This is a genomic window from Pandoraea sputorum, assembly GCF_000814845.2.
Lineage (GTDB): Bacteria > Pseudomonadota > Gammaproteobacteria > Burkholderiales > Burkholderiaceae > Pandoraea > Pandoraea sputorum.
In genome coordinates, this window is sequence record NZ_CP010431.2 from 2,685,376 (window position 1) to 2,708,823 (window position 23,448).

Here is a 23,448-nt window from a genome sequence, read left to right on the forward strand (position 1 = left end):
CCGCGCGCTTCCGTAGTAGAATCCGCCGGAATTGCCGGGACAACCGACGGGAGCGTCACCGACCATGCAATTCCATGCGAAGCCGCATCAGGATAACGACAATCGGGCCTCGGTCGCACCGGAGGTTTCCCGACCGGAAACGGTCACACAACGCTACCACTTCGTAGATAACCGGCCCGCCACTGCACAGTTGCGCAGTCTGCAAAGCGCCATGAACGACAGCCCCCGGGCCATCGCACAGCGCAAACGCATCGGCGGTCTTTTCCCCTCGGAAGGTGCACCTGCGCAACGGCGCATGCCCCATGACCGTCGCGACGATCTTCACGCGCGAGGCCTGAAAGAGGCACTTAACGACGGTGAAGTTGCGTTGAGTCGGCGGCCCGACGTCGGAGCGGTCAATCTCCGCCATCTGGCGCAATCGCTAAAACCCATCACCCAGCCCAACGCGACGCCTGTGGCCGATGCGCTGCAAGGCAACACTGCCGTCATCACGCCTGCTCAGGTGCAGATGAAAGGCATCGAAGCGACCTCCGATCCCATATCGATTGCGCGCCAGGTGGGCCAACTGCGTCCGAAGGACACACGTATTCGACCGCTCACGGGCGGGCGTTTCGAACTTCAGGCGCGTCTGAATCCGTGGGTGTCGGTGTTGACGGGCCGCGTCATCGAAGGTCTCGCCAGTGGTTCGGAAAAGCCGAAGGACGGTGCGCGCCATCCGGACCGGCCTGATGTTGTCTGGCGGGACGAGCTTCCGGAGGAAGATCAAGCGGATGCCTACGCGGCCTTCATGCAGTGTCTTGCGGAAATCGATGAGGACAAGTCGCTGAAGGCCGAGGCAAAGCAGCAGGCCAAGTCGGAGATGCTGCTTGCGTTTCATGGGGGTCTGCGGTCGTTGCCTGCCGCAGCCATTCTGAAGTTTGGTACGGACCTGATGCACGCCATTGCGACGCATGAAGAAACGGATTCACTCGACACGGCGTTTGAGGAAAACCGGGTCGTTTACCGCACATGGCATGAACCCAAACGGATCGCCGAATCCACCGACTTGGGTGCGAGCGAGGAGGGCGGCAAAGAGCTTGTGGGGGCCGACGCACTGAACGTCGCCCTGGATCCGGTGCGCTTCAGGGCGCATAAGGAAAAAACGAAAGAGGCCGACTCTGGACTCGTGCCAATCGGTGCTGCGCCGTCGTCGTTGCTTTACGGCGACCTCAAGGACAACCTGAGGAATACGGTTTTCCTTCGCGATCGCGGCACGGCTGCTGCGCTTTTGCCCGAAAACCTGAACGCGGGCTTTAGCCTGTTCAATGAGACCGCCAAATCGGTATTCCGGTCGAAATCACCGGAGGACGAATTAGATGCCGACGAGCAGAATCTGCAAGAGCACGCCAAAGCGATGCGCGCTTATGTGACTCGGCCGGTCTTCTTCGACAAGGGGGATATTCAGTCGTCCGTGGGGGCTTATAGTCATGAAGACAAGGGGGACGGCCTTCACGTCAGGAAGACGCATTCGGCACTAGGCACGGGTCACAACCCCTTGCGTGAGACCTTCGAACAAAAGTTGAACGATCCATTGCGTCGCAACGCGATCTTCTACCAGACGTTCTCCGAACACTCTCGCGCGAATGTGCATGGCGGCGCGTGGAACGAGATGGTCGTCAAGTATCGAGGGACCGGAAAAACCTCAGCGCTCGATGACAATGTGGCGCAATGGGTGCCGGGCATCCCGATGAACGACACCCTCGCCCCGCAACTGCTCGACAGCGGCAAGTTCAGTGCGGAGTATGCGCAGGCGACTAAGGCAGAGGCAGACTCAGCGCTGGACGGGAAAGCGTTCGATCCCTCCGTTGAACAACCCGAAGCCCCCGTTAGCAAGCGACGAGGAAAGAAGAAAAAGGGCGGGCAATAGGGCAATAGGGCACTACGGCGCTACCGCACTAGTCCCTTTCGATCAGATCGATGCCCATCCGGTGCAACGCCGACGTACGGCCTTGCACAAACTGCGCCGCCTGAGTCGCCAGCCACTCCTCGAACACGCCGACAGATGGCGACTCGCGATTGCGCGTCACCGTCCAGTAGCTTGCTGGCGAGCGAACCGCCACCGGCAGCAAGGGCACGAGTCGGCCGTCTGCCAGTTCATCCAAAATCAATGAAGCACGGCCGATAGCCACGCCCTGATGATTGAGCGCTGCGCTATACGCCATGCTCGCCAGATTGAAGCTCGGGCCATTCACGAACGGCAGCCAGTCGGGCCGGATCGCTTGCATCCAGGCCTGCCATTCTGCGGACGCTTCCGCCCCCGGCCACGCAAACGCATCGTGTAGCAACACGCAGGACGCATCGAGGCGTCCGTCGGCCAGTATCGGATTGCGCTGGACATAGGCAGGCGTTGCCACCGGGATCAGCCACTCGTCGAACAATCCGGTGCGATTGCCGGATGTGTCCGGGATCTCGGCGCAGTACCGGATCGCGAGATCGATTTCCGTGATGTTGTCCGTCGCGACACCAAGCGCGCCGAACTCGGCCATCAACTGCACCGGGTTGCGTTCGTCGTGCTGGTGATACTGCGACAGCCGCGACACGAGCCAATGCAGTGCGAACGAAGGGCAGCACCCGACCTTCACCGGCGTGGCCGAATTGGAAATGCTCGCCAGCGTCGATTCGATTTCGTCGAACGCCCGCTGTGCGCCTGCTAGCAACGTAACCCCTTCCGAGGTCAGCGCCAGACTTCGATGTCCGCGCACGAACAGCGGATACCCCAGACGTCGTTCCAACTGACGCATCTGCTGACTGATGGCGCTTTGGGTCAGGCTGAGCGCGTCTGCCGCCCGCGTAAAGCTGAGCAGTTTTGCCGCCACGGTGAACGAGCGCAATGCGCCAAGCAGCGAAGCGTCGACCTTGTTTCGCATTAGTTTGTCTAACTCCAAAGTAAAAAATCGTCGCTTGTCACGCTATCGGGATTTCTAGACCATGCTTCGGTCACACCGTAGGAATGCATGCAAATTCGTGCGAATTAGCATAAGTCATTTTTGAGGCTAACGAATCACCGGATCGCTTGATCGCTCAATCGCCGATAAGGAGGCATCTTGATTTCAACACTGGCATCTGCGCTGGAAAAATTTCCAAGCGTCGCACTGACGCGACTGCCGACGCCGATTACGCGCATCGAGCGTCTGGAGCAGGCGTGTGGCGCGCAATCGCGCGGCATCCGGATATTCTTCAAGCGCGACGATATCGGCGATACCGGTAACGGCGGCAACAAACTTCGCAAGCTGGAGTTCCTGCTTGGACAGGCGCAAGCGGAGCGTGCTGACACAGTGATTACCGTAGGCGGCGTTCAGTCGAATCACGCGCGACTCACGGCGGCCGCCTGCGCGAAGCTCGGCTTCGCCTGCGAACTGTTTCTCTCCGATATGGTGCCGATTCAAAGCACCGAGTACCGCGAAGGCGGGAACGTGCTGCTCGACCGGATATTCGGGGCAACGTTGACGGTCGTGCCGTCGGATCGGGATGTCATGACTGTCGCCAACGCGAGGGCAGCCGAGCTGGCGTCCACAGGGCGTCGTGTGATGGTGATTCCTGCCGGTGGCTCGTCACCGCTAGGGACGTTGGGGTATGCGAAGTGCGCTCGGGAAATTCTCGAATTCGAAGCGCAGAACGGCATCGAATTCCGTCATATCGTGGTACCCAACGGCAGCCACGGCACGCAGGCCGGACTGATTGCCGGGTTGACGTTCGCCGGGCAGCGCGGTGAGCGGGTGAAAGCCTACTCGGTGCTGGCCGAGCGCGACGCGACGCATGCAAGAACGGCCGCGTTGGCGCGCAGCACGCTGGAACTGCTCGGCGGCAACCCGGCGAACGTGGATGAGCACGCCGACGTCCTGGTCGACGGGGGTTATCGGGGCGTGGGCTACGGCATCCCCACACAGGCCATGGCCGACGCGGTCCGGCTACTCGCCAGAACCGAGGGCATTCTGTTGGACCCGGTGTACTCGGGCAAGGCGTTCTCGGGGCTGTTGGCCGATATTGGGAGTGAGCGCATTGCCGCAGGGTCGAACGTCCTGTTCGTCGCCACGGGCGGCTTACCGGGCCTGTTTGCTTACCGCGACATGTTGGCGCAGTCGGCGACGGCCATTTGACGGGGTTTACTGGCCAGCATGGCGCCCGCCCGGCAAGATCGTTTCGCTTCTGCTATAGTTCGCCTCATCGAAAACGTTTTCGAATTCGGCAAACTACGAAGCCTGTAATGAAACAGCGGACCAACATCGTCGAGCTTGCACGCCATCTGGGCCTTTCCGTGTCTACGGTTTCAAAGGCTTTGAATGGCCGCTCGGACGTCAGCGAGGCGACGAAACAGCGCGTGCTGGAAGCCGCCAGCGGGCTGGGGTTCTCGCCCGACCCTGCTGGCCGACGGTTGCGCATGGGGTCGTCGGAGACGATTGGCTTTGTCCTGTCGCCACCGCAAGCGCACTTCGCGCAGCCGTTCTTTCTCGATCTTCTGATGGGCATTGATCAGGGACTGGAGAACACACCGTTCCAGCTGGTCATCGTCACGGCGCGAACGGTGGAATCGGAAGTCGAGAGCTTTCACCGGCTCGTCGAGCGCCAGCGTGTCGACGCCGTCATGTTCGGCAGGACGCGGCGCGACGATGCTCGCATCCAGCTGCTCCAGGATCGCGGAATTCCATTCGTGACGCTGGGGCGGAGCGAGACGGGTGATCCGTTTCCTTATGTCGACATCGACCGTACGGTGGCAGGACGCAATGGCACCGCGCGCTTCATCGGTCTGGGACATCGCCGCATCGGCTTGCTCAGTACACCGGGCTACCTCATGCTCAGTCAGCATCTGCGCGAGGGCTATATTGCCGCGCTTGACGCAGCGAAGCTCCCGTTCGATCCCAATCTTGTCGTGGAGTGCGATCTGTCCGAGGAGGGCGGATTGAACGGCGCACGGCAACTGCTGAGCATGAAGCACCCGCCAACGGCATTCATGTGCGGGCACGATCTGATCGCGAGCGGTACCATGCAGGCCATCGTCGAAACGGGGCGACGTCCCGGCGCCGACATCGGTGTCATTGGCTGCGACAATCATCCACTCGGCCCGTATCTGAATCCGCCACTGACAACGTTTTCCGCGCCGACGGTGGAAGCGGGCAAGCGCATGGTGCAGTTGCTGCTGGCGCACCTCGATGACCGCCCCATCGAAACGCTGCAAGAAGTCTGGTCGCCGGAGTTGATCCTGCGTGGCTCTCATGGCGGTGCCATCGACGCCCAATAGCCTTGGGCATCGTGCGGTCGTGCTATCACACGGCCATTTTTTGACACTGATGACGAAAACGTTTTCGATTCTAACTGTTTTATGAGGGGCTGCCCCATGAAAGTACGCGAAGGAAGCTGCCTGTGCGGCACTGTCCGATACACGTTGAAAGATGAACCGCAAGCGACCGTAATTTGCCATTGCACGCATTGCCAGAAGGCGAGCGGCAGTGCGTTTTCGGTCAACCTGCTGGTCAGGGAGGCCGATTACGAGCAGACGGGCGAGACGAAATTTCTCGTCGATATCGGGGATAGCGGGACGCCATCCTATCGGCACTTCTGCGGACATTGCGGTTCGCCAGTAATGACGAAGGCCTCGAACCTGCCCGGCATCGTATTAGTCAAGGCGGGCACGCTCAACGACAAGGCAGGCATGCGTCCGCAAGCAGAGATTTACACGGACTGCAGCGTCGCGTGGCATGTGTCTCCCGAAGGCACGTCGCGCTTCAGGCAGGCGCGTATGGCCTGATGGGTTCACGTCGTATGACATTGCTTTACCCAAAATCGAAAACGTTTTCGATTCAGCATTTTCACTACGTTTTTGTCGAGGCTCCATGGCCCCGACGTTCTCAGCTAACGCATCCATTGCAAGGAGTTTTCTCATGAGCTTCCAGAGCATCAACCCCGCAACGGGCCAACTTCTGAAAGAGTTTCCGCTTCAATCCGACGCCGAGGTCTTCAGCGCCCTGGAGAAGGCCGACAGGTTGTATCGCGAGAATTGGCGTTTCCGACCAGTGGCAGAGCGCATCGCCGTCATTGCGCGTGCCGCCAAGATCTTGCGCGAGAAGCGCGACGAATACGTCACCTATCCGACGCTTGAGATGGGCAAAGTCACGCGCTTCGGCTACATGGAGATCGATCTCGTCGCCGATATTCTCGATTACTACGCTGCCAATGGCGAACGTCTGCTGGCGGCGCAGGCGCTGCCGGGTGAACCGGGCGCCGTGCTGCTGTCCGAGCCCATCGGCGTGATCCTCGCCATCGAGCCGTGGAATTTTCCGTACTACCAGTTGGTCCGCGTCGCCGCACCGCAACTGATCGCAGGCAACGTGGTGTTGATGAAGCATGCGGAGAATGTGCCGCAATGTGCACTGGCGTTCGCACGCTTGTTCGAAGAGGCGGGGGCACCGCAGGGCGCTTACACCAATCTCTTCTGCAGCATCGAGCAGATCGGCAAGCTGATCGACGATTTCCGCGTGCGCGGCGTCGCCCTGACGGGAAGCGAGCGCGCCGGCACGTCGGTCGGAGAGCGCGCCGGACGCAATCTGAAGAAGGTCATTCTGGAGCTTGGTGGCAGCGATCCCGCGATTGTGATGCCCGGCGCGCCGCTGGATCATGCCGCCGAGCAGATCGTGATGGGCCGTACGTTCAACTCGGGACAAGGGTGCGTCAACATCAAACGCGTGATCGTGATCGGACGCGAACGCGGCGAGCAAATGCTGACGGCGCTGCGGGAGCGATTCGCGGCCATCAAGGTGGGAGACCCGACCGACGAGGACACGTTGCTCGGTCCGCTCGTTAGCGAACGCGCGCTGAACGGACTGCTCAAGCAGATCGATGACGCCGAAGCAGCAGGGGGCCGCATCGTCTTTGGCGGCAAGCGCGTTGCGCGCCCCGGCTTCTATCTTGAGCCGACGATTATCACGGACATTGACGCGAATAACCCGCTCTACACGCAGGAAGCTTTCGGGCCGGTGCTGTCGTTCTACGTCGTGGACACTGAGGAAGAGGCCATCCGGCTGGCGAATGCCACGCCTTACGGGTTGGGCGGCTACGTGTTCGATGCCGACGTGGATAACGCCCGGCGCATCGCGTCGCACATCGATTCCGGCATGGTCTACATCAACTCGTGCTTTGCCGATTCGCCGGGACTGCCGTTCGGTGGCGTCAAGAACTCCGGCTTCGGGCGGGAGCTGTCTGAGATCGGGATGGGTGAGTTTCTGAACCGCAAGCTGATTCGCGTGGCAGACGTCGGCTGAAGTCAGGTCAAGCCGACGATGCGCAATCCCCGTGCAAGGAGTTGCGCATCGGTACTTGCGCGTCAGTCGCTCAGGACTGCGCCACCGCCTGACGGGGCGTCAGCAAATCGCCGAGTTCGATGGCTTTGTAGATTTCACGGCGCATGCGGTCTGCCACCGCGTTGACAACCTCCGCGCCGTCTTGCGATGGGTCGACGTGCACGCGGAACGGGCGACGGCCGTGCGGCAGATCGACGACACGCACGATCTCACGGGCCACTTCAGCGGGGTCCGCGTCGCCCGGCTCCAGACTGGCGAGTCCTTTGAGCGCAGCTTCGGCTACCCCCGCATACGGCCCTTGCTCGTACTCGGCAGCAATATGCGCATCGGCAGGCTTGCCCGAGTGGGCGAAGTGGTTCGTCCCCTTGGTGAATGCGCCCGGCACCATGATCGTCGTCTCAATGCCCCAGCGCGAAAGCTCGGTCGAATACGACACGGCCAGCGCGTCCATGGCGGCCTTAGCAGCGAAGTACGGCGCGAGGAACGGCGGCGTGCCGCCCCGGGTCGACGACGAGCCCACCCACAACATCAGCGCGCGTCCTTGCTTGCGCAGGTGCGGCAGAGCGGCGCGGTTGACACGTTGTGCGCCGAGCACGTTGACGTCGTACTGCTGAATCATTTGTTCGGGCGTGAAGGCTTCGGCGGGACCGAAAACCATATGCCCGGCGTTGTGGATGAGGACATCCAGACGGCCCACGTCGGCGAGCACGCTCTGGATGGCGGCAGCGGCCGACGCATCCGACTGCACGTCCAGCTCGACGGTGCGCAGGTTCGCGGCATTGTCCGACGCCCATTGCGCCACTTCCGCTACGCGCGGCGCATTCCTGCCGGAGGTGTCACGCATGGAGGCGTAGACAGTGTGGCCCGCCTTGGCGAGCGCCTTGGCAGTCATAAGGCCGAAGCCCGACGAGGCACCGGTGATAAGAATGGTTTGAGGCACGGCTTGAGACATGACGACGGCTCCCTGGGAAGAGAAAAACACGAGAAAACGTAAATTGAATTCGTTGGAATCGGAAGGAATCGACACCGCCTGCGCTACTGCGCGGCAGGCAATCCGTTGGTTGCATTCAGACCGCTGTAGAACTGCTTTCCTGCGGCGAGGTGACGGTCGAGCCTGAAACCTCGCGCCAGCATGTCGTCCATGTCGGCGGCGGCAATATGCATGACGTAACTGTGATCGTTGGCAGTGAGCCGGTAATCGTGGTTGCTCACGCGATCACGGTTGAACCATTTCCCCGGATCGGCGTGCCCGCTCGGGTAACGTTGGCCGCCCACGATCAAATCCCATCCGCCATCCAGCAAGATCCAGTACCCGTTGAAATCGTTCGGGCTTTCGGGTGTGACGATGGGTTGCCCCGTGGTCACCTCCCACTCGCGTGAGTGTCCGATGACCCAGCGCAACTGGTCGGTCGTGAGTTCGGTGAAGAACGGGGTGTGGCGCAGCAGGTGCAAGTAGGTCACGCTGGATTTCATGGACGGTGTCTCCTGCGGGTCGGGGCGCGCACATGCGGCCATCGCCCCCATCAGCGCGGTGAGCGCCAGCAGCACGGAGGTTTGGCGAAAGCGCTTCATGGCCGTGATGTTCAGACCACGCCGCCGTTGGCGCGCAGCACCTGACCATTGACCCAGCCGCTGTCCGGACCGGCGAGAAACGCCACGACATTGGCAATATCGTCGGGCTGCCCGAGGCGTTCGAGCGGCGGCATCTTGGCAAAGGTCTGAATCTGCTCGTCTGTCTTGCCGTTCAGAAACAATTCAGTCGCCACCGGGCCCGGCGCAACGGCGTTGACGGTGATGCGACGTCCACGCAATTCCTTGGCGAACACACGCGTGAAGGACTCCACTGCCGCTTTGGTGCCGTTGTAGATGGCGTAGCCGGGCATGTTCAGGCCGAGCGTGGTGCTCGACACATTGACGATGTGACCGCCTTCGTTCATGCGCGTCGCCGCTTCGCGCAGCGTATTGAAGACGCCACGCGTGTTGATCGCGAAATTCTGTTCGTATAGTTCGTCGCTGGTTTGCGCGAGGGGGGCCGTCTTGAGAATTCCGGCGTTGTTCACGAGCACGTCGATCTTGCCAAGCCGTTGCTCGACCGTATCGAACATCGCTTTCACCTCGGCTGACTTCGAGACGTCGGCCTTCACCGCGATGGCGGCGGTCCCGGCGTCCCGAAGTTCGGCCGCCAGCGCGTCGGCCTCGGCGGCGTTCGAGGCGTAGTTGATGGCGACGGAGAAGCCGTCACGTGCGAGGCGGCGGGCGATGGTGGCGCCAATGCCGCGCGAAGCACCGGTGATCAGAGCGATTTGAGACGTTTTCATGGTGGTTTCCAGTTCAGGTGGTCGGTGAAGACATTCTGGTTCATTCCATTTGAAAGATCATTGGGGGTGATTTGTTTTCAGAATTCCATTTGCTTTAACAAATCGATGGCACTATGGCGGGCAACGGCACGGATGACCGGCAATACCCGAGGGGCAGAACACCATGGACAGATTTCAGGAAATGCAGGTTTTCGTGCGCATCGCCGACCGGCACAGCTTTTCGCTCGCGGCCGACGATCTGCAGATCCCCCGTGCGACCGTCACCAATCTGATCAAGCGGCTGGAGGCACGCATCGGCGTACGGTTGCTGGAGCGTACGACGCGCCAGGTGCGGCTGACGCTGGAGGGGGAGGAGTATTACCGTCGCTGCGTGCGACTGCTGGCCGATCTGGAGGAGACCGACGGTGCATTTCGCAACGCGCCGCCGAAAGGACTGCTGCGGGTGAATCTTCAGGGGACGCTCGCCAAGCACTTCATCATGCCCACGCTCGGCACTTTCCTCGACGCTTATCCCGGCATCGCGTTGCACGTGGGCGAGGACGACCGGCTGATCGACATGGTCAGAGAAGGGGTGGACTGCGTGCTGCGCGCGGGCGTGCTGCAAGACTCGTCGCTGGTCGGTCGGCAGGTCGCGACGATGGAACAGGTCACGGTCGCCAGTCCTGCGTATCTGCAGCGTTACGGTATGCCGGACGACGTTGAGGATCTGGACGCGCACCTTGCCGTCGACTATGTTTCCAGCGTGACAGGGCGGCCCGTGCCACTGGACTTTCGTCTCGACGACGAATACGTCACCCGGCGGTTGAAATCGAACATTTCCGTGAACGGTGCGGATTTATATACCGGTGCGGCGCTCGCCGGTCTTGGGCTCGTTCAGGTGCCGCGATATCGCATCGAAAGCGAGTTGGTGGACGGGCGGTTGCAGATCGTTCTGGCGGACAATCCGCCGCCGCCGATGCCGGTCTCGGTGCTTTATCCGCAAAGCCGTCAGTTGTCGCGTCGTGTAAAGGTCTTCACCGAGTGGCTGTCGGAGCAATTCGCACGCGTTCAGGACAAAGGTCGCTGACCACGCGAACTCGCAAGCCTGCGAGGATCAGTCGAGGTCCGGTGCGCCTTGCTTGAAGACCTTCGGCGGTGCATAGCCGTGTTGTCTGAACAGACGCGCGAGATAAGACGGAGAGTCAAGCCCGACAGCCGTCGCCACGGCCAGCACCGTCATGCCAGGGGCACGCAGCAACGTTGCCGCGACTTCAACGCGGCGTCGCGACTGATAATCGACGACGGACTCGCCAGTGGCCTCCCGGAAGATCCGCGTCAATGTGCGTCGTGACAGGCCGAATTCATAGGCGACGCGATCGAGCGAAATCGGCTGATCGAGCGTTGCGTCCAGAAACGTCTGGATATCGCGCACTATCTCGGCATGGGCATCGCCACGATTTTGCGGGATCGGGGCGGACGTCAGCCCCGCTTCGACACAAGTCGCAGCCACCGTGCGCACAGCGAGATCCGCACGGAAGGCAGCCAACTCAGGGAGAGGGACCTCGTGAGTCATGCGCGTGTCGCTTGCAACACGAACCGCATCGAGCAGGGCCAGCGGTGCCGACCAGATCGAGATACGGCTGCAAGCGAGCTTGCGTCGTGCCTTGCGCTCGCAAAAGGCCACGAAATCGCTCGCGACATAGACGGCGACATGCTCCTGCCCGGGCCGGTAGCCCCGCGTATCGTGAACACGCTGCGGCGGCACCACCACGAACGACTTTGGCGCGACGCGCACCGGCGCAACATTCGACTCGACGTTGAGCACGAGTTGCCCGGTCCTGGGGAGGAGGAACATGTACTCGTCGTCATGCGCGTGAGGATTCGTGCGGTATTCACCGACGCTCACATGCCGGACATCGGCGATGCGATCTCCGTACAAATGACGCGATGCGGTGGGATAAAGCTTCACTCTCGATTCCTTGGCTGGACAGACGGGATGCCACCGTTGCCCGAGCATATACCGGCGTGCAGACGACCAGTATAGTCTTTGTCCAAAGCGTCGGTGGCACAGGCTCGAGCGCGGTTTGGCCCGATCGGACGCATGAACTGGCCCGATTGACGGCGACTGTCGTTCCGACGTTGGGCATGCTTGCGCCACTTGCTATCAGGAGTGTCCGATGACCACCCCAAGCCTTGTTCCCCACAGCATTGCCTCGCCCGAGGCAGCCGCACCGGATTTGCGCTTCGTCAACGTGTTCTCTTCCGGTGCCGGTGGCGGCAACCCGGCACCGGTCGTGTTCGACGCCGACAGCCTCTCGTCAGACGACATGAAGGCAATTGCCGCACGCTACGGCCATGAAAGCGCGTTCGTCTGTCGAGCCAGCGACCCGCGCAATACGGTTCGTCTGCGCTTTTTCGTCCCGGCGCATGAGATGGAGATGTGCGGGCACGCCACGCTTGGTGCGATGTGGCTGTTGCGTGAAGCGGGGCGCTGGACGACTGCAAGTGCGACCGTGGAGACGCTGAGCGGTCTGGTCGATGTACGTTTCGACGAGGTAACGCAGCGCATCGATGTCGGCCAGCCGCGCGGTATCGTCGAACCGGTGGACGACCCGGCGCGGGTAGCCGCCATTTGCGAAGTGCTCGGCATCGGTGAGGACGATCTGGCGCCGATGGGCGTTGTCAATGCCAGCACGAGCCGCACGAAGACGTTGGTGCCACTGCGCTCCGTGGAAAGGCTGAACACGCTCACGCCGAACCTCAGCGCGGTCGCTGCATTGTGCAACGCCCTCAATTCGACCGGTCTGTATCCGTTCGCCGTCGAGCGTACGCGGCCCTTGGAATTACATGCGCGGCAGTTCCCGCGTTCGTCCGGTTATCCGGAAGACGCCGCCACCGGCATCGCCGCAGCCGCCACGCTTTACGGCGTGCTGCATTACGGGCTGCTGGCAAACGGCGAGTCGGCCATACGGGTCTATCAGGGCTTTGCCATGGGACGCCCGTCCTGCATTCGTGTGGCGCTACGCGAACCCGGCAATTACGGGTCAGGCTGCTGGATCAGCGGCGCAGTCGAGTTCGCCATGCTTGAGCCGCACGCTTGAGCGAGTCGACGTCACTCGACGAGAACTGAAACGTCGACCGCGTGGAATCTTCGGCCTCTTCCTTCGCAGTCCAAAAATTGTCAATATGTCGGACATCGCGCCAGCGCTTGGTGCGATGCTCGATAAACGACATAACAGGAGCGAATTCATGACATCGTCGAAGACCCCTCGGCAGGTTCTGATGCACTCGATCGCGATTGCCGCACTGACGTTGAGCGCTGGCGGCTACGCCGTAACGGCGGCGGCCGCCGGTTCGGACCAACCCAAGCCGCGCATTCTTGTGCTCGCGACCGGCGGCACGATCGCCAGCACGGGCGACGCGCGCTCGGCCATCGGCTACAACGCTGGTGGCGTGACGGGCGAGCAACTGACGGCCAGCGTGCCCGGTCTGGATAAGCTCGCCACGATCAAAGCGGAGCAGATTTCGAACATCGGCTCGCAGGATATGAACAGCAAGGTCTGGTATCAGTTGGCTGCGCGCATCAAGCAGGCTTTCGAGCGCAACGAGGCCGACGGCATCGTGATCACGCACGGCACCGACACCATGGAGGAAACCGCATTCTTCCTCGATAACGTGCTCGCCACGAGCCAACCGGTCGTGCTGGTCGGCTCGATGCGCCCGAGTACGGCGGTGAGTGCCGACGGTCCGGGCAATCTCTATGAAGCTGTCGAAGTGGCCGCCAGTGCGCAGTCCCGCAACCGGGGCGTGCTGGTCGTTCTGAACGACACGATTCACTCGCCGCGTTGGGTCACCAAGACGAATACGACATCAGTGCAGACGTTTCAAAACCCGAACGGTGGTCCGCTCGGGTATGTCGATCCTGCGTCGATCCGGTATCTGGCCGCAGCCCCGGCGGGTCGAAAAGGTCCGCTGGCGGTACCCAACGCTGGTTTGCCGCGCGTCGACATCGTGTACGCGCACGCCGACATGGATGCAACCCAGATCGATGACGCCGTGCGACGCGACGCCAAGGGCATCGTGCTCGCGGGCGTAGGCGATGGAAATGCCTCCAAAGCGGCACTCGATGCGCTCGAAGCCGCTGCGCGCAAGGGCATTGTCGTGGTCCGGTCGTCGCGCGTGGGGGCCGGGTTCGTCAACCGCAACGTCGAAGTCTCCGACGACAAGACGGGGTTCGTCGTCTCATACGATCTGAATCCGCAGAAGGCCCGAGTACTGACGCAACTCCTCATCGGCAATGGCGTCAGCGCCGCAGATAAGGTGCAAAAGGCGTTCGACGCCACGTATTGACGAGCGTTTATCCATCGGACTGACTTCGGCGCGCCACTGTCGTTTCGACGTCCAGGTCAGTCCAGCGCGGGCTCTTCTGCGATCTTTCGGTCGCGCAACTGGCGGAAGAATCGGGCGTTGTGGTGATCGGCGACGGTAAAGACGTCGTCCGACGCGCGGGCGAGTGCGGCGAAGAGCCGTTCGAGTTCGTCGTACGCTGGGCCGGACATGCCACAGCGCTTGACCAGCGATTGCCTTATCTCGTCCATGGTGGCCTGCCGGAAGCAATCGAAGGCAGGCGCTGGCGTGGCGTCGAGATGATTGATGTGCGCAAGTAACATGCCGAGCACCTGCGCGTGCACGAGCGCCGTGGCGCGTTGTTCGATAGCCAGTACGTCGGTTTCCGTCATGATGACCTCTGTCGGACGTGGGTGGGAATACGAACGGATGCACTTGCAGCATAGCACCCGCGCATAGGGCTCGCAGGCGCAGAAAGGGCTTCGCAGCTACTGACGCAAAAGTGTCGCGTCAAAGGGCCAGAATGTCGCAAGCCGTCTCCGGCCAGCCAGCGAATCCTTATATGAAAGCTATTGACCAACGATTGGCCGTCGCAGTGCGCATCGTCTACGAGGCTGCGCACTCAGCGCTTGACTTGTTTAACGCACGCGGCCGGTTCGCGCTTGAGGAGAAGGGCGCACACGAATATGTGTCCGAGGCCGACAGGATCATCGAACGCCAAATTCGCGAAGCCCTGGCGACCGACTTCCCTGAAGACAATGTGATGGGGGAGGAGATGGGCGGCAAAGGCTCGAACGCCTTCTGGGCCATCGATCCCATCGACGGCACCGCCAATTTTCTGCGGGGATCGCCGCTATGGGGCGTGTCGCTGGGTTTTGTCGAGGACGATGAGCCGGTCGTCGGTGTCATCGCCTATCCCTCGCTGGGCTTGACGCTGAGTGCCGCGCGCGGGTGTGGCGTATCACGCAACGGGCTGCCTTTTGAACGAAATGTCGACTTCCCGTCCGTCCATCTGGCAGCCGTCGGCGAGAACACCCGTTGGCCAGCCACCGAAATCGCTCACGTCGAATACGCATTGCGGACGTCGGGCTGGGGCGTAGCCCAGTATCGTTGCGCCACCATCGGTCTTGGCTTCACCGCGCTCGGGTGCGTCGATGGCTATCTGGAAAAACACACGAGCATCTGGGATATCGCCGCCGGATCGGTGATTTGCCGGGAAGCCGGTTTAAACGTCCACGCGCACGGGACATATGACGGCGGCGGCCAAACGATCTTCGCCGGGACCGACGCATTGCGCGCCGTCGTCGGCCGCTATCTCACCTGAAGCTAGTCGCGCTGCGAGAGCTGAAAAACATTGCCCTCCGGATCTTCCCCATCGCACATCGATTGCGGGAAACCCTCGTAGCGCTTCATTTCACGCATCCTGACGCCCGCGTTGAGCAGCGTCTCCCGTAAGTCCTCCAGCCCTGATCGCACCGAAAAGACGAGCTTTGCGTTCGATGTCTCTCCGCTCGTCGGCCGGTCTCGGTAGGCCACGCCGACACGGTGGAGCGCGATCTCCACTTCACCAGCTTTAAGCACCGCCCATTCGCTCTCGATTTCTTCGATCACAGGGAAGGCGAAATGCGTCCGATAAAACGATTTCAGCAATTCAACATCTCGGACGTAGAGGATCAATCTGGACATGGAAATCGGCATGCGCGCTCCGAAATGACTAGGTCGTATCAAGAGGATCGGTGTTGCCGGAATCACGTCATTTCGAAAGCAAGGTCCCGCTTTGGGACTGCATTCCGACGTCACCCGGCATGCGTTTAGCATCAAGACGATTCGACTTTACGGATATTCAGGCAGCGGCCCGAATACAGCCGAAATGGGGGCGAAGTAGGGTCATAAATGTGGCGAAAACCATCGATTCCCGAAAAATCCCATCTGACCCCCACTTCAATATCAGGGTTTCCACCCATGTTTTCGACGGTCTGAGCTACAATCCGGCGTTTTCGATGTTCGGCTTGTGCTATCTGCCGAAACACCGGCTGGATGACGTCTGTCGGTCCGAATCCCGCCAGCGCGCCCGCCAAGCGTGCGCTTTTCCCCCCGGCGTGTGGAAGATGGCAACGCCACACGTAATTGATAAGGTGACTGATTCCCATGACTCAAACCGATAAGAAACCGGTGCCCGGTAGCGGCCGCAAGCGCTTTACCCGCCGCAAATTCCTGGGCACCGCCGTTGGCGCCGCTGCGGTGTGGGCCGGATATTCGTACTTCTTCGGTAGTCAGTACCGCGCCGCCAAGGCGGACCGCAAGGTCGACGTGCTGCTGATCGGCGGCGGCATCATGAGCGCGACGCTCGGCGTCTATCTGTCCGAACTGGAGCCGAACTGGACTTGCGAAGTCTTCGAACGTCTGGACAAGGTCGCAGAAGAAAGCTCGAACGGCTGGAATAACGCGGGTACCGGTCACTCGGCCCTGTGCGAACTGAATTACACGCCGATGGACGATAAGGGCAACGTCCATATCACGCAGGCCATCAACATTAACGAGAACTTCCAGATCTCGCGTCAATTCTGGTCGCATCAGGTGCGTCAGGGCGTACTGGGCAATCCGCGTGAATTCATCAATTCCACGCCGCACATGAACCTTGTGTTCGGCGAAGAGAACCGCGAGTTCATCAAGAAACGCGTGGAAGCACTGAAGGCTTCGCCACTGTTCGCCGGTATGGAAATGACGACCGACCCGGCGAAGATCGCCGAGTGGATTCCGATCATGATGGAAGGCCGCAAGCCCGACGAGGTGGTCACCGCCACGCGCTCGCCGCTCGGCACGGACGTCAATCTGGGCGAGATCACCCGTCAGTTCTACAAGCACCTGACCGAGAAGTCCGGCGTGAAGGTCTCGACCGGTTACGAAGTCCGTTCGATCACCCGCAACGAGGACGGTAGCTGGCGCGTGTCCGCGTTCGATATGAACGACAGCTCCAAAATCCAGACGGTGGATGCACGCAATGTGTTCATCGGCGCGGGCGGCGCTGCACTCCCGTTGTTGCAACTGTCGGGCATTCCGGAAGCCAAGCAATACGGCGGCTTCCCGGTGGGCGGCGAGTTCCTCGTCACCGAAAAGCCCGAGATTGCTTCGCGCCATCTGGCCAAGGTCTACGGTCTCGCCGATACCGGCTCGCCCCCCATGTCGGTGCCCCACCTGGACACCCGCGTGCTCGACGGCAAGAAGGTCATCCTGTTCGGGCCGTTCGCAACGTGGTCGAGCAAGTTCCTCAAGAACGGCTCGTACTTCGACCTCGCGAAGGCAGCAACGCCGTCGAACGTCATTCCCCAGTTGCAGGTCGGCGTGCACGAGTTCGCGCTCGTGAAGTACCTCGCGCAGCAATTGCAACTGTCGATGGACGAGAAGATGGCGGCGCTTCGCCACTACATGCCGGAAGCGAAGAACGAAGACTGGCGTCTGTGGGAAGCCGGGCAGCGCGTGCAGATCATCAAGAACGATCCGGAGAAGGGCGGCGTACTGAAGCTCGGCACGGAAGTCGTGGTGTCGAGCGACCGCACCGTGTCGGCACTGCTCGGCGCATCGCCGGGCGGTTCGACTTCGCCTGCGATCATGTTGTCGCTGCTCGAGCGCGTGTTCCCGGATCAGATGAAGACGCCCGCGTGGCAACAGAAGATTCGCGAGATCGTGCCGAGCTACGGCAAGAAGCTCCATGACAATCCGCAGATGCTCGCCACCGAGTGGGCGACGACAGCCGAAACGCTGCAACTGGCCATCGCACCGCCGAATCTGAATGGCGTTGTGCCCGACAATGCGCCGATGGCTAATCCGGGTGTCGTGAAGAAGACGCCGGATATGGCGCTGTAATTTACCTTCACGTAGCGCGAAGCATCAAGGGGTTCCGGGATATTCCGGAACCCCTCTTCTTTTAGCACCTGCAAACAGAGGGGCCGACGGTAGAGGGCAGGTGGCTTAGTCCGTGGCCGCGCCCGATCAGGGCCGCGATCGGTCCGACTATGGCGCGACGGCAATCGCAATCTTTCCCCGCAGGCCATTGTTGCGACGCTCCAGCAGGGCGTGAGCCGCCGGAATGTCGGCAAGCGAGTAAACCGCACCGACGTGTGGCCGCAGTTGGCCGCGCTCGACCAGTGCGCTCAGTTCGTCGAGCTTGCCTCGGTTTTGCCGTGTAAAGACGAAGTGATAGCTGGCGTTCTTGCCCCAGGCTTGTACGAGATTCTGCGGCTGCGCAATATCCACGATCGTGGCGACGCAGCCAAGTTGTGCGAGCACGTCGGGGCTGCGCGATAAGGTGTCGCCGCCGATGGTGTCGAAAACGACGTCGACGCCTTGGCCGTTCGTCTCTCGCAGAATGACGTCGACGTAGTCCTCCTTCTCGTAGTCGATCACGACGTCGGCCCCCATTTCCCGGACGAAGGGGACGTTTGCCTCACGCGCTGTCGTGAACACGCGAGCGCCCATGGCTTTGGCGAGCTGAATCGCCACGTGTCCGACACCGCCAGCACCGCCATGAACGAGAACGCTCTCGCCGACGCGCAGCGCCGCGCGTTCGACCAGCGCTTCCCACGCCGTGCCACCCACGAGAGGCAGGCTGGCCGCTTCGAGATGGGGTAGGGACGGCGGCTTCTTGCCGACAATGCGCTCGTCAGCGACGTGGTACTCGGCATAGCTGCCGGGACCATCGAAAATCTGCGGGGTGTACCAGACCTCATCCCCCACGGAGAGACCCGTGACGCCCAGCCCGAAAGCTTCCACAACGCCGGAAACGTCATGCCCGGTAATCGATGGCAACGGGACGAGGTCCGGATAGTCGCCACGTCGCACCTGATAATCCAGCGGATTGATCGATGTGGCATGGACCCGAACCAACACCTGTCCGGCGTGAGGGACGGGGGTCGGCACGTCCTCCAACGCAAATGATTCCGGACCGCCAAACGACTTGAGTACAACTGCTTTCATTGATGGCTCCTGATTCGACAAACCGGGATATCGGAATTTATCGATATTTACGAGTAAAAAAATTGGACGTCGATTACAGCTCCTTCCCGATCACGCGGGCAAGGGCACTGATGGTGGCTTCGTTGCGCTTGTAGTAAGTCCACTGACCGATGCGTCGCACTTCGACGAGGCCAGCGCGTTGCAGCGTCGCCAGGTAGTCGGATACGGTCGACTGCGACAGGCCGACGCCTTCCTGAATGCTGCTGACGCAAACACCCACCGTGTGAACGTCGCCTTCGTCCTGAGGCGGAAAGTTCTTCACGGGGTCCTTCAGTCCTTTCAGGATCTCAAGGCGAGTGCGGTTCGAGAGCGCTTTGAAGATTTCGAGCAAATCCATGCGCGAGATTGTATCGGGATTTTCCGATATGTCAATTTAAGCAGTCGGTGAACGGTCGGTCGACAGCTAGAATCCCGAGGAACGGTCAGCGTTTCGGACAACCAACCTCGGGGAATAACGCATGAAAGCGCATCAGGCAGTGAGCCTCATCGAAGGCCTTTTCGCCGCGAATCAGCAGACCAAAAGTCCGCAGGTAAAAGATGCCACTGCTGACATGGTGACGACCTTGCGCGGCGCGCTTCCTGAGATCATGGACGACGAGGGAGAGGCACAGGCCTTGCTCGCGTATTTTGCAAAAACGTCAGTAGACAAGCTGCTGCTGAAAGAGAAGCTCGAGCGGCAGATGAACCAGATCCCACGGCCAAGCAAGGCCAAGTTCAAGATCTAAGGTAATGAGAGCCAAGAGAGGTGCCGGTCATAAGGCAATCCCATGCCGCCACCGCGTTGATCCGGCACGTCGACCGAAGTATCGTGATCAACCGCACAAAACACCGGCGCCGCTCCCCCTTCGGACGCCGTCAGGATCAGGAGACACGCAGTGCGCAAGACAAGAATTGCCGGACTAGGAGTGTGCCTTATGACGATGCTTTGCGCGCCGGGTATGGCGCAGACCTCAACGGATTCTAAGGCTGCCACAATGCCTCAGCGAGACGCGTTTTTCTGGCTGGGCGAAATCAACAAGGCGTCACTCGTCATCAACACCCGCCAGGGTTTGCTGGATGCGAAGCTGGCGCCGCACATCGCTCAGGGGCTCGACACGGTGCTGCGCGCGGGCGATCAGCCGGGAGGCTCGCGCCCGGATCTGGTGATCACGTTCGAGCCGTTGCTGATCAAGGCGGCGGGCGTCGAAGCGACACTGCTGCATGCCGGACGCTCCAGTCAGGACATGCTCGCGACAGTGCGCGCTGCGATGTATCGCGATCGGTTGCTCGTCCTCGCGACCCAATTGCGTACGACGACGGCAACGCTTCGCCGACTTGCGCAACAGTACGAATCGACTATCGTGCCCAACTACACGAATGGCGTCGCAGCGCAGCCAAACAGCTACGGGCACTATTTGCTGGGGCACGTGGCCGGATTGCAGCGAGACGCTCAACGTCTGCATGAATTGTATGCACGGGTGGACCTGTCGCCGATGGGAACCACCGTGCTCAACGGCACCAGTTGGCCGCTCGATCGCGACAAGATGGCGCATGCCCTCGGCTTCGCCGACAAGGTCGACAACGCGTACGATGCCGCCCAGATCGCGGCAACGGACCTGCCGGTGGAGATTGGCGCGCTGGCGACGAGCATCGCGCTGCATACGTCCGCGTTTGTGCAGGACGTGATGGTGCAGTATGCCCAGCCACGTCCGTGGATCCTGCTGCGCGAAGGCGGTGGCAACACCTATGTCTCAAGCGCCATGCCGCAAAAACGTAACCCCGGGCTGCTCAACGACACCCGCACGGCGGCGTCGATGGTCGTGACGCTCGGCGTCGGGCGTGCGATCACCGCGCACAATATCCCGCCCGGGATGAGCGATGCAAAGCACATCGACGAAAACATGGCGGTGCTCGATAAAACGACGGCACTGCTCAAGCGCTGGGATCGTGTGCTCAATGCACTGGTGATCGATCCGCAGCGCGCGCTCGACGAACTCGACAGCGACTGGACGGCGTCGCAGGAAGTCGCTGACGTGCTGATGCGCGACTACGGCTTGCCCTTCCGGGTGGGGCATCACTTTGCGTCGGAAATCGTCGATTACGCCAAGGCCCATGACCTGCGTCCGAGCCAGTTCCCGTATCCGGAAGCGCAACGCATCTTCAAGCAGACGCTCACGGAGATGAAGGTTAGCGCAGGAGATCTGCCAATGAGCGAGGCGCAGTTCCGCGCGACGCTCGATCCGGTCGCCATCGTCAAACATCGTGCAACGTCCGGTGGCCCGCAACCGGCCGAGATGAAGCGCATGCTGGCGCGCACCGATAGCGAACTGAGCGCCGACGGCAAGTGGATCGATACCCATCGTCAGGCGATCGACCGGTCGCTCGCGTCGCTGGACGGCGATTTTCGGAAGTATTTGACGGTGAACTGAGGCTTGGGAAGCGCCAGCCGCTGCCGGACGATCACTACGTCGTCCGGCAGAACATCCAGGCGCATGCGGATCGAAGGCAGAGGAAACCGTCACCAACGGACCGTTTGCCCCCGGTAATCCCGATACTCCAGCCCCGGTCGCCCGCGCTTTGCCAGAAGCACGTCCACGACACCGGGGACACTTTCGTCAATCGACAGGCGCCCCTCGGGGCCACCCAGCTCGGTACGCACCCAGCCCGGTGCGACCAGCAACATGGCGCGCTGCGTGGCCGTTGCCTGACGTGCCGCGAAGCTGCGCATGAACTGGTTTAACGCAGCCTTACTGCCGCGATAGAGTTCGCGCTGGCCGGATTCGTTATCCGCGATGCTGCCTTGCCCCGAAGACATGATGCCGATAAGGCCATCCGTGGGCACGAGGTCGCACAGGCTTTCCACGACTCGCATCGGACTTAGCGCATTCGTGATCATGAGGTCCACAAAGTCCTCGGTCGACACTTCACCGATGGTCTGCGTCGGATCGGGGTTCGTCGTTCCAGCGTTGACGAAGAGAATGTCGAATTTCCGGTGACTGAGCCGCTCATGCAACGCTGTGATCTGATCCGGGCGCGTGATATCGAGCGTCTCGATGTCGACGTGTTCCGGGTGCGCAGCCGCCAGATCGTGAAGTCGCGTGTCATGGCTACCCGCGCGTACGGTCCCCACAACGCGCCAGCCGCGCTTGACGAATTCGACGGCCATTGCATGCCCGAGGCCGCGCGACGCGCCAACGAGCAGAATGGTGGGCACAGGGTCGATGGATGTCTGCATGGTGTTCTCCCTTGACTGGTTGATCTGCTGAATTCTCCAGCTCGATGTTGGGTTGCACAAGACGCCTCTCCTGCAATCGTCATTTGCGTCTGACGCCATGCATCATGACTTTTGGCTTATCCTGAGCGAATGTCACGCATCGACCTCAATCTTCTGACTGCGCTGGATGCCCTGCTGAGCGAACGTAGCGTTACCAAAGCGGCTGAGCGCATGAAAATCAGTGTGTCCGCCATGAGCCGGACGCTCACGCGCCTGCGTGCGTCGACAGGCGACCGTTTGTTGCTGCAGGCGGGGAGAACGCTCGTGCTGACACCTTATGCGGAGCGTTTGAGCCAACGCATCCCGGCACTGGCCCGCGAAGCCGAAGCGGCGCTGAGCCGAGCCGAGTACCGATTTGATCCGGCGACGCTTGAACAGCGCTTCACGTTGCGAGCGGGAGAGGGGTTCATCGACTTGCTTGGCGCGGCGTTGGTGGCGCGTGTTCATCGCGTAGCGCCGGGCGTGCAATTGCGCTTCACTCCAAAGCCGGACTGGAATGCGCAGCCGTTGCGGGAGGGATTGATCGATCTGGAAATTGGCGTCGTCAAAGTGTCGGCACCGGAGGTGCGCGCGCGTCGGCTCTTCCCCGACCGGTATGTCGGCGTGTGCCGTAAGGGACATCCGTTGCTGGGCAAGAAGCAGATCACCGTCGAACGATGGCTGGCGTATGGCCATGTGATGATTTCACGCACCGGTGACGCAGAAAATCCGGTCGACGTGGCATTGGAGCTGGACGAACGGAGGAGGGCGTTGCCTATCGTCGTTCCGTCCTATACGAGCGCGATGCAACTGGTGCGGCGCTCGGACATGCTCGCCGTCGTTCCCCAATCCTGTCTGAGCAATTCGCATTTTCCAAACTACGCAGCAGAAGAAGGCTTGGAATCGTTTGCCCTGCCAATCGAGACCCCGGAGTTCAACGTCTCGGCCATCTGGCACCCCCGCCTCGATCATGACCCCGCGCAGTGCTGGCTCCGCGCGCAGGTCATGGCGGTGTGCGCTGCGCTTTATCCGGAGTGAGGCCGGGTCAGAGGGGTAAGATCGCGGTACCTGAAATGTCAGACTTCAGTGGAGCAAACGGATGATGTCGTTGGCGATTGATCCGGCAAGACCGTACAGGGCAGCGGCAATGATGATCGGGTTCATGACGTTTTCTCCTTGATCCGTGATTCCGTGGGTGTGTCGACTTTCGGCGTTTTGCGTCAGTCGA

At 61.1% G+C, this 23,448-nt stretch carries 24 protein-coding genes; 13 read left to right on the forward strand and 11 right to left on the reverse strand.

Features of this window, described 5'->3' with window-relative positions; genetic code table 11:
- The first annotated feature begins 211 nt into the window (after positions 1–211).
- Positions 212–1,906: a hypothetical protein gene (locus tag NA29_RS11840; protein WP_157127391.1), complete on the forward strand. Its 1,695-nt coding sequence runs from the start codon at positions 212–214 to the stop codon at positions 1,904–1,906.
- Between the two features lie 28 nt (positions 1,907–1,934).
- Here the strand turns inward: NA29_RS11840 and NA29_RS11845 are convergent, their stop codons facing one another.
- Positions 1,935–2,906 carry a LysR family transcriptional regulator gene (locus NA29_RS11845; protein ID WP_039398378.1) on the reverse strand — a complete coding sequence of 324 codons (972 nt, stop codon included), beginning with the start codon at positions 2,904–2,906 and terminating at the stop codon, positions 1,935–1,937.
- A gap of 177 nt (positions 2,907–3,083) precedes the next feature.
- On the opposite strand from NA29_RS11845, the gene NA29_RS11850 reads away from it, so the two are divergent.
- The 4 genes from NA29_RS11850 (at position 3,084) to NA29_RS11865 (ending at position 7,292) form a co-directional block, all read left to right on the forward strand.
- Entirely contained in the window at positions 3,084–4,136 is a 1,053-nt protein-coding gene (locus tag NA29_RS11850; protein WP_052252861.1) for a D-cysteine desulfhydrase family protein, read from the forward strand.
- 107 nt (positions 4,137–4,243) lie between these two features.
- Complete coding sequence (locus NA29_RS11855; RefSeq protein WP_039398380.1) at positions 4,244–5,275, forward strand: LacI family DNA-binding transcriptional regulator; 1,032 nt, start codon at positions 4,244–4,246, stop codon at positions 5,273–5,275.
- A gap of 96 nt (positions 5,276–5,371) precedes the next feature.
- The gene (locus NA29_RS11860; RefSeq protein ID WP_039398382.1) at positions 5,372–5,782 is read left to right on the forward strand and encodes a GFA family protein; all 411 of its coding nucleotides are present in this window, start codon (positions 5,372–5,374) and stop codon (positions 5,780–5,782) included.
- A 133-nt stretch (positions 5,783–5,915) separates the two neighbouring features.
- Positions 5,916–7,292 carry an aldehyde dehydrogenase family protein gene (locus NA29_RS11865; RefSeq protein ID WP_039398383.1) on the forward strand — a complete coding sequence of 459 codons (1,377 nt, stop codon included), beginning with the start codon at positions 5,916–5,918 and terminating at the stop codon, positions 7,290–7,292.
- A 70-nt stretch (positions 7,293–7,362) separates the two neighbouring features.
- Here the strand turns inward: NA29_RS11865 and NA29_RS11870 are convergent, their stop codons facing one another.
- The 3 genes from NA29_RS11870 to NA29_RS11880 form a co-directional block, all read right to left on the reverse strand.
- A complete protein-coding gene (locus NA29_RS11870) occupies positions 7,363–8,283 on the reverse strand; it encodes an SDR family oxidoreductase (RefSeq protein WP_039403188.1) in 921 nt (306 codons plus the stop codon).
- Between the two features lie 83 nt (positions 8,284–8,366).
- Positions 8,367–8,903 (reverse strand): hypothetical protein, encoded by a 537-nt coding sequence (locus NA29_RS11875; RefSeq protein ID WP_039398385.1) that lies wholly within the window; start codon positions 8,901–8,903, stop codon positions 8,367–8,369.
- A gap of 11 nt (positions 8,904–8,914) precedes the next feature.
- On the reverse strand, positions 8,915–9,649 hold the full coding sequence (locus tag NA29_RS11880; protein WP_039398387.1) for an SDR family oxidoreductase: 735 nt from the start codon (positions 9,647–9,649) through the stop codon (positions 8,915–8,917).
- Positions 9,650–9,812: 163 nt separating this feature from the next.
- Between NA29_RS11880 and NA29_RS11885 the strand changes: the two genes are divergently transcribed.
- Positions 9,813–10,715, forward strand: coding sequence for a LysR family transcriptional regulator (locus NA29_RS11885; RefSeq protein WP_039398389.1), 903 nt, complete (start codon positions 9,813–9,815; stop codon positions 10,713–10,715).
- A gap of 27 nt (positions 10,716–10,742) precedes the next feature.
- On the opposite strand, the gene NA29_RS11890 is transcribed toward NA29_RS11885, so the two are convergent.
- Positions 10,743–11,597: an AraC family transcriptional regulator gene (locus tag NA29_RS11890; RefSeq protein WP_039398392.1), complete on the reverse strand. Its 855-nt coding sequence runs from the start codon at positions 11,595–11,597 to the stop codon at positions 10,743–10,745.
- 208 nt (positions 11,598–11,805) lie between these two features.
- Here NA29_RS11890 and NA29_RS11895 point away from each other — a divergent pair, with 208 nt between their 5' ends.
- Both NA29_RS11895 and NA29_RS11900 read left to right on the forward strand, forming a co-directional pair.
- Positions 11,806–12,729 (forward strand): PhzF family phenazine biosynthesis protein, encoded by a 924-nt coding sequence (locus NA29_RS11895; RefSeq protein ID WP_052252862.1) that lies wholly within the window; start codon positions 11,806–11,808, stop codon positions 12,727–12,729.
- Between the two features lie 148 nt (positions 12,730–12,877).
- Positions 12,878–13,978, forward strand: coding sequence for an asparaginase (locus NA29_RS11900; RefSeq protein WP_371328964.1), 1,101 nt, complete (start codon positions 12,878–12,880; stop codon positions 13,976–13,978).
- A gap of 56 nt (positions 13,979–14,034) precedes the next feature.
- Here NA29_RS11900 and NA29_RS11905 read toward each other — a convergent pair whose 3' ends face one another.
- Complete coding sequence (locus tag NA29_RS11905) at positions 14,035–14,367, reverse strand: hypothetical protein (RefSeq protein ID WP_039398397.1); 333 nt, start codon at positions 14,365–14,367, stop codon at positions 14,035–14,037.
- Positions 14,368–14,537: 170 nt separating this feature from the next.
- Here NA29_RS11905 and NA29_RS11910 point away from each other — a divergent pair, with 170 nt between their 5' ends.
- Entirely contained in the window at positions 14,538–15,299 is a 762-nt protein-coding gene (locus NA29_RS11910; protein ID WP_039398399.1) for an inositol monophosphatase family protein, read from the forward strand.
- Between the two features lie 2 nt (positions 15,300–15,301).
- On the opposite strand, the gene NA29_RS11915 is transcribed toward NA29_RS11910, so the two are convergent.
- Entirely contained in the window at positions 15,302–15,673 is a 372-nt protein-coding gene (locus tag NA29_RS11915) for a VOC family protein (protein ID WP_039398400.1), read from the reverse strand.
- Between the two features lie 119 nt (positions 15,674–15,792).
- Positions 15,793–16,125 carry a hypothetical protein gene (locus NA29_RS25750; RefSeq protein ID WP_150777251.1) on the reverse strand — a complete coding sequence of 111 codons (333 nt, stop codon included), beginning with the start codon at positions 16,123–16,125 and terminating at the stop codon, positions 15,793–15,795.
- Here NA29_RS25750 and mqo point away from each other — a divergent pair.
- Positions 16,124–17,839: a malate dehydrogenase (quinone) gene (gene mqo / locus NA29_RS11920; RefSeq protein WP_052252863.1), complete on the forward strand. Its 1,716-nt coding sequence runs from the start codon at positions 16,124–16,126 to the stop codon at positions 17,837–17,839. The two genes, NA29_RS25750 and mqo, sit on opposite strands and share 2 nt — an antisense overlap.
- A 147-nt stretch (positions 17,840–17,986) precedes the next feature.
- Here the strand turns inward: mqo and NA29_RS11925 are convergent, their stop codons facing one another.
- A complete protein-coding gene (locus tag NA29_RS11925; RefSeq protein WP_039398402.1) occupies positions 17,987–18,949 on the reverse strand; it encodes a zinc-dependent alcohol dehydrogenase family protein in 963 nt (320 codons plus the stop codon).
- Positions 18,950–19,022: 73 nt separating this feature from the next.
- A complete protein-coding gene (locus tag NA29_RS11930) occupies positions 19,023–19,325 on the reverse strand; it encodes an ArsR/SmtB family transcription factor (RefSeq protein ID WP_039398405.1) in 303 nt (100 codons plus the stop codon).
- Positions 19,326–19,446: 121 nt separating this feature from the next.
- Here NA29_RS11930 and NA29_RS11935 point away from each other — a divergent pair, with 121 nt between their 5' ends.
- The gene (locus tag NA29_RS11935) at positions 19,447–19,713 is read left to right on the forward strand and encodes a hypothetical protein (protein ID WP_039398407.1); all 267 of its coding nucleotides are present in this window, start codon (positions 19,447–19,449) and stop codon (positions 19,711–19,713) included.
- 189 nt (positions 19,714–19,902) lie between these two features.
- Positions 19,903–21,396 (forward strand): lyase family protein, encoded by a 1,494-nt coding sequence (locus tag NA29_RS11940; protein WP_084103676.1) that lies wholly within the window; start codon positions 19,903–19,905, stop codon positions 21,394–21,396.
- Between the two features lie 89 nt (positions 21,397–21,485).
- Here NA29_RS11940 and NA29_RS11945 read toward each other — a convergent pair whose 3' ends face one another.
- Positions 21,486–22,202, reverse strand: a complete 717-nt coding sequence (locus tag NA29_RS11945) for an SDR family oxidoreductase (RefSeq protein ID WP_039398410.1) — start codon at positions 22,200–22,202, stop codon at positions 21,486–21,488.
- Between the two features lie 129 nt (positions 22,203–22,331).
- On the opposite strand from NA29_RS11945, the gene NA29_RS11950 reads away from it, so the two are divergent.
- A complete protein-coding gene (locus tag NA29_RS11950) occupies positions 22,332–23,258 on the forward strand; it encodes a LysR family transcriptional regulator (protein WP_039398414.1) in 927 nt (308 codons plus the stop codon).
- Positions 23,259–23,448 lie beyond the last annotated feature (190 nt).

Bases quoted from the DNA above. Each gene is read 5' to 3' on its own strand.
- NA29_RS11860 (WP_039398382.1), top strand. From the start codon at position 5,372: ATGAAAGTACGCGAAGGAAGCTGCCTGTGCGGCACTGTCCGATACACG.
- NA29_RS11910 (WP_039398399.1), top strand. From the start codon at position 14,538: ATGAAAGCTATTGACCAACGATTGGCCGTCGCAGTGCGCATCGTCTAC.
- NA29_RS11840 (WP_157127391.1), top strand. From the start codon at position 212: ATGAACGACAGCCCCCGGGCCATCGCACAGCGCAAACGCATCGGCGGT.
- NA29_RS11945 (WP_039398410.1), bottom strand. From the start codon at position 22,202: ATGCAGACATCCATCGACCCTGTGCCCACCATTCTGCTCGTTGGCGCG.
- NA29_RS11870 (WP_039403188.1), bottom strand. From the start codon at position 8,283: ATGTCTCAAGCCGTGCCTCAAACCATTCTTATCACCGGTGCCTCGTCG.
- NA29_RS11875 (WP_039398385.1), bottom strand. From the start codon at position 8,903: ATGAAGCGCTTTCGCCAAACCTCCGTGCTGCTGGCGCTCACCGCGCTG.
- NA29_RS11880 (WP_039398387.1), bottom strand. From the start codon at position 9,649: ATGAAAACGTCTCAAATCGCTCTGATCACCGGTGCTTCGCGCGGCATT.
- NA29_RS11900 (WP_371328964.1), top strand. From the start codon at position 12,878: ATGACATCGTCGAAGACCCCTCGGCAGGTTCTGATGCACTCGATCGCG.
- NA29_RS11885 (WP_039398389.1), top strand. From the start codon at position 9,813: ATGGACAGATTTCAGGAAATGCAGGTTTTCGTGCGCATCGCCGACCGG.
- NA29_RS11950 (WP_039398414.1), top strand. From the start codon at position 22,332: ATGTCACGCATCGACCTCAATCTTCTGACTGCGCTGGATGCCCTGCTG.
- NA29_RS11905 (WP_039398397.1), bottom strand. From the start codon at position 14,367: ATGACGGAAACCGACGTACTGGCTATCGAACAACGCGCCACGGCGCTC.
- NA29_RS11930 (WP_039398405.1), bottom strand. From the start codon at position 19,325: ATGGATTTGCTCGAAATCTTCAAAGCGCTCTCGAACCGCACTCGCCTT.
- NA29_RS11855 (WP_039398380.1), top strand. From the start codon at position 4,244: ATGAAACAGCGGACCAACATCGTCGAGCTTGCACGCCATCTGGGCCTT.
- NA29_RS11845 (WP_039398378.1), bottom strand. From the start codon at position 2,906: ATGCGAAACAAGGTCGACGCTTCGCTGCTTGGCGCATTGCGCTCGTTC.
- NA29_RS11935 (WP_039398407.1), top strand. From the start codon at position 19,447: ATGAAAGCGCATCAGGCAGTGAGCCTCATCGAAGGCCTTTTCGCCGCG.
- NA29_RS25750 (WP_150777251.1), bottom strand. From the start codon at position 16,125: ATGGGAATCAGTCACCTTATCAATTACGTGTGGCGTTGCCATCTTCCA.
- NA29_RS11925 (WP_039398402.1), bottom strand. From the start codon at position 18,949: ATGAAAGCAGTTGTACTCAAGTCGTTTGGCGGTCCGGAATCATTTGCG.
- NA29_RS11895 (WP_052252862.1), top strand. From the start codon at position 11,806: ATGACCACCCCAAGCCTTGTTCCCCACAGCATTGCCTCGCCCGAGGCA.
- NA29_RS11940 (WP_084103676.1), top strand. From the start codon at position 19,903: ATGACGATGCTTTGCGCGCCGGGTATGGCGCAGACCTCAACGGATTCT.
- NA29_RS11865 (WP_039398383.1), top strand. From the start codon at position 5,916: ATGAGCTTCCAGAGCATCAACCCCGCAACGGGCCAACTTCTGAAAGAG.
- NA29_RS11915 (WP_039398400.1), bottom strand. From the start codon at position 15,673: ATGCCGATTTCCATGTCCAGATTGATCCTCTACGTCCGAGATGTTGAA.
- mqo (WP_052252863.1), top strand. From the start codon at position 16,124: ATGACTCAAACCGATAAGAAACCGGTGCCCGGTAGCGGCCGCAAGCGC.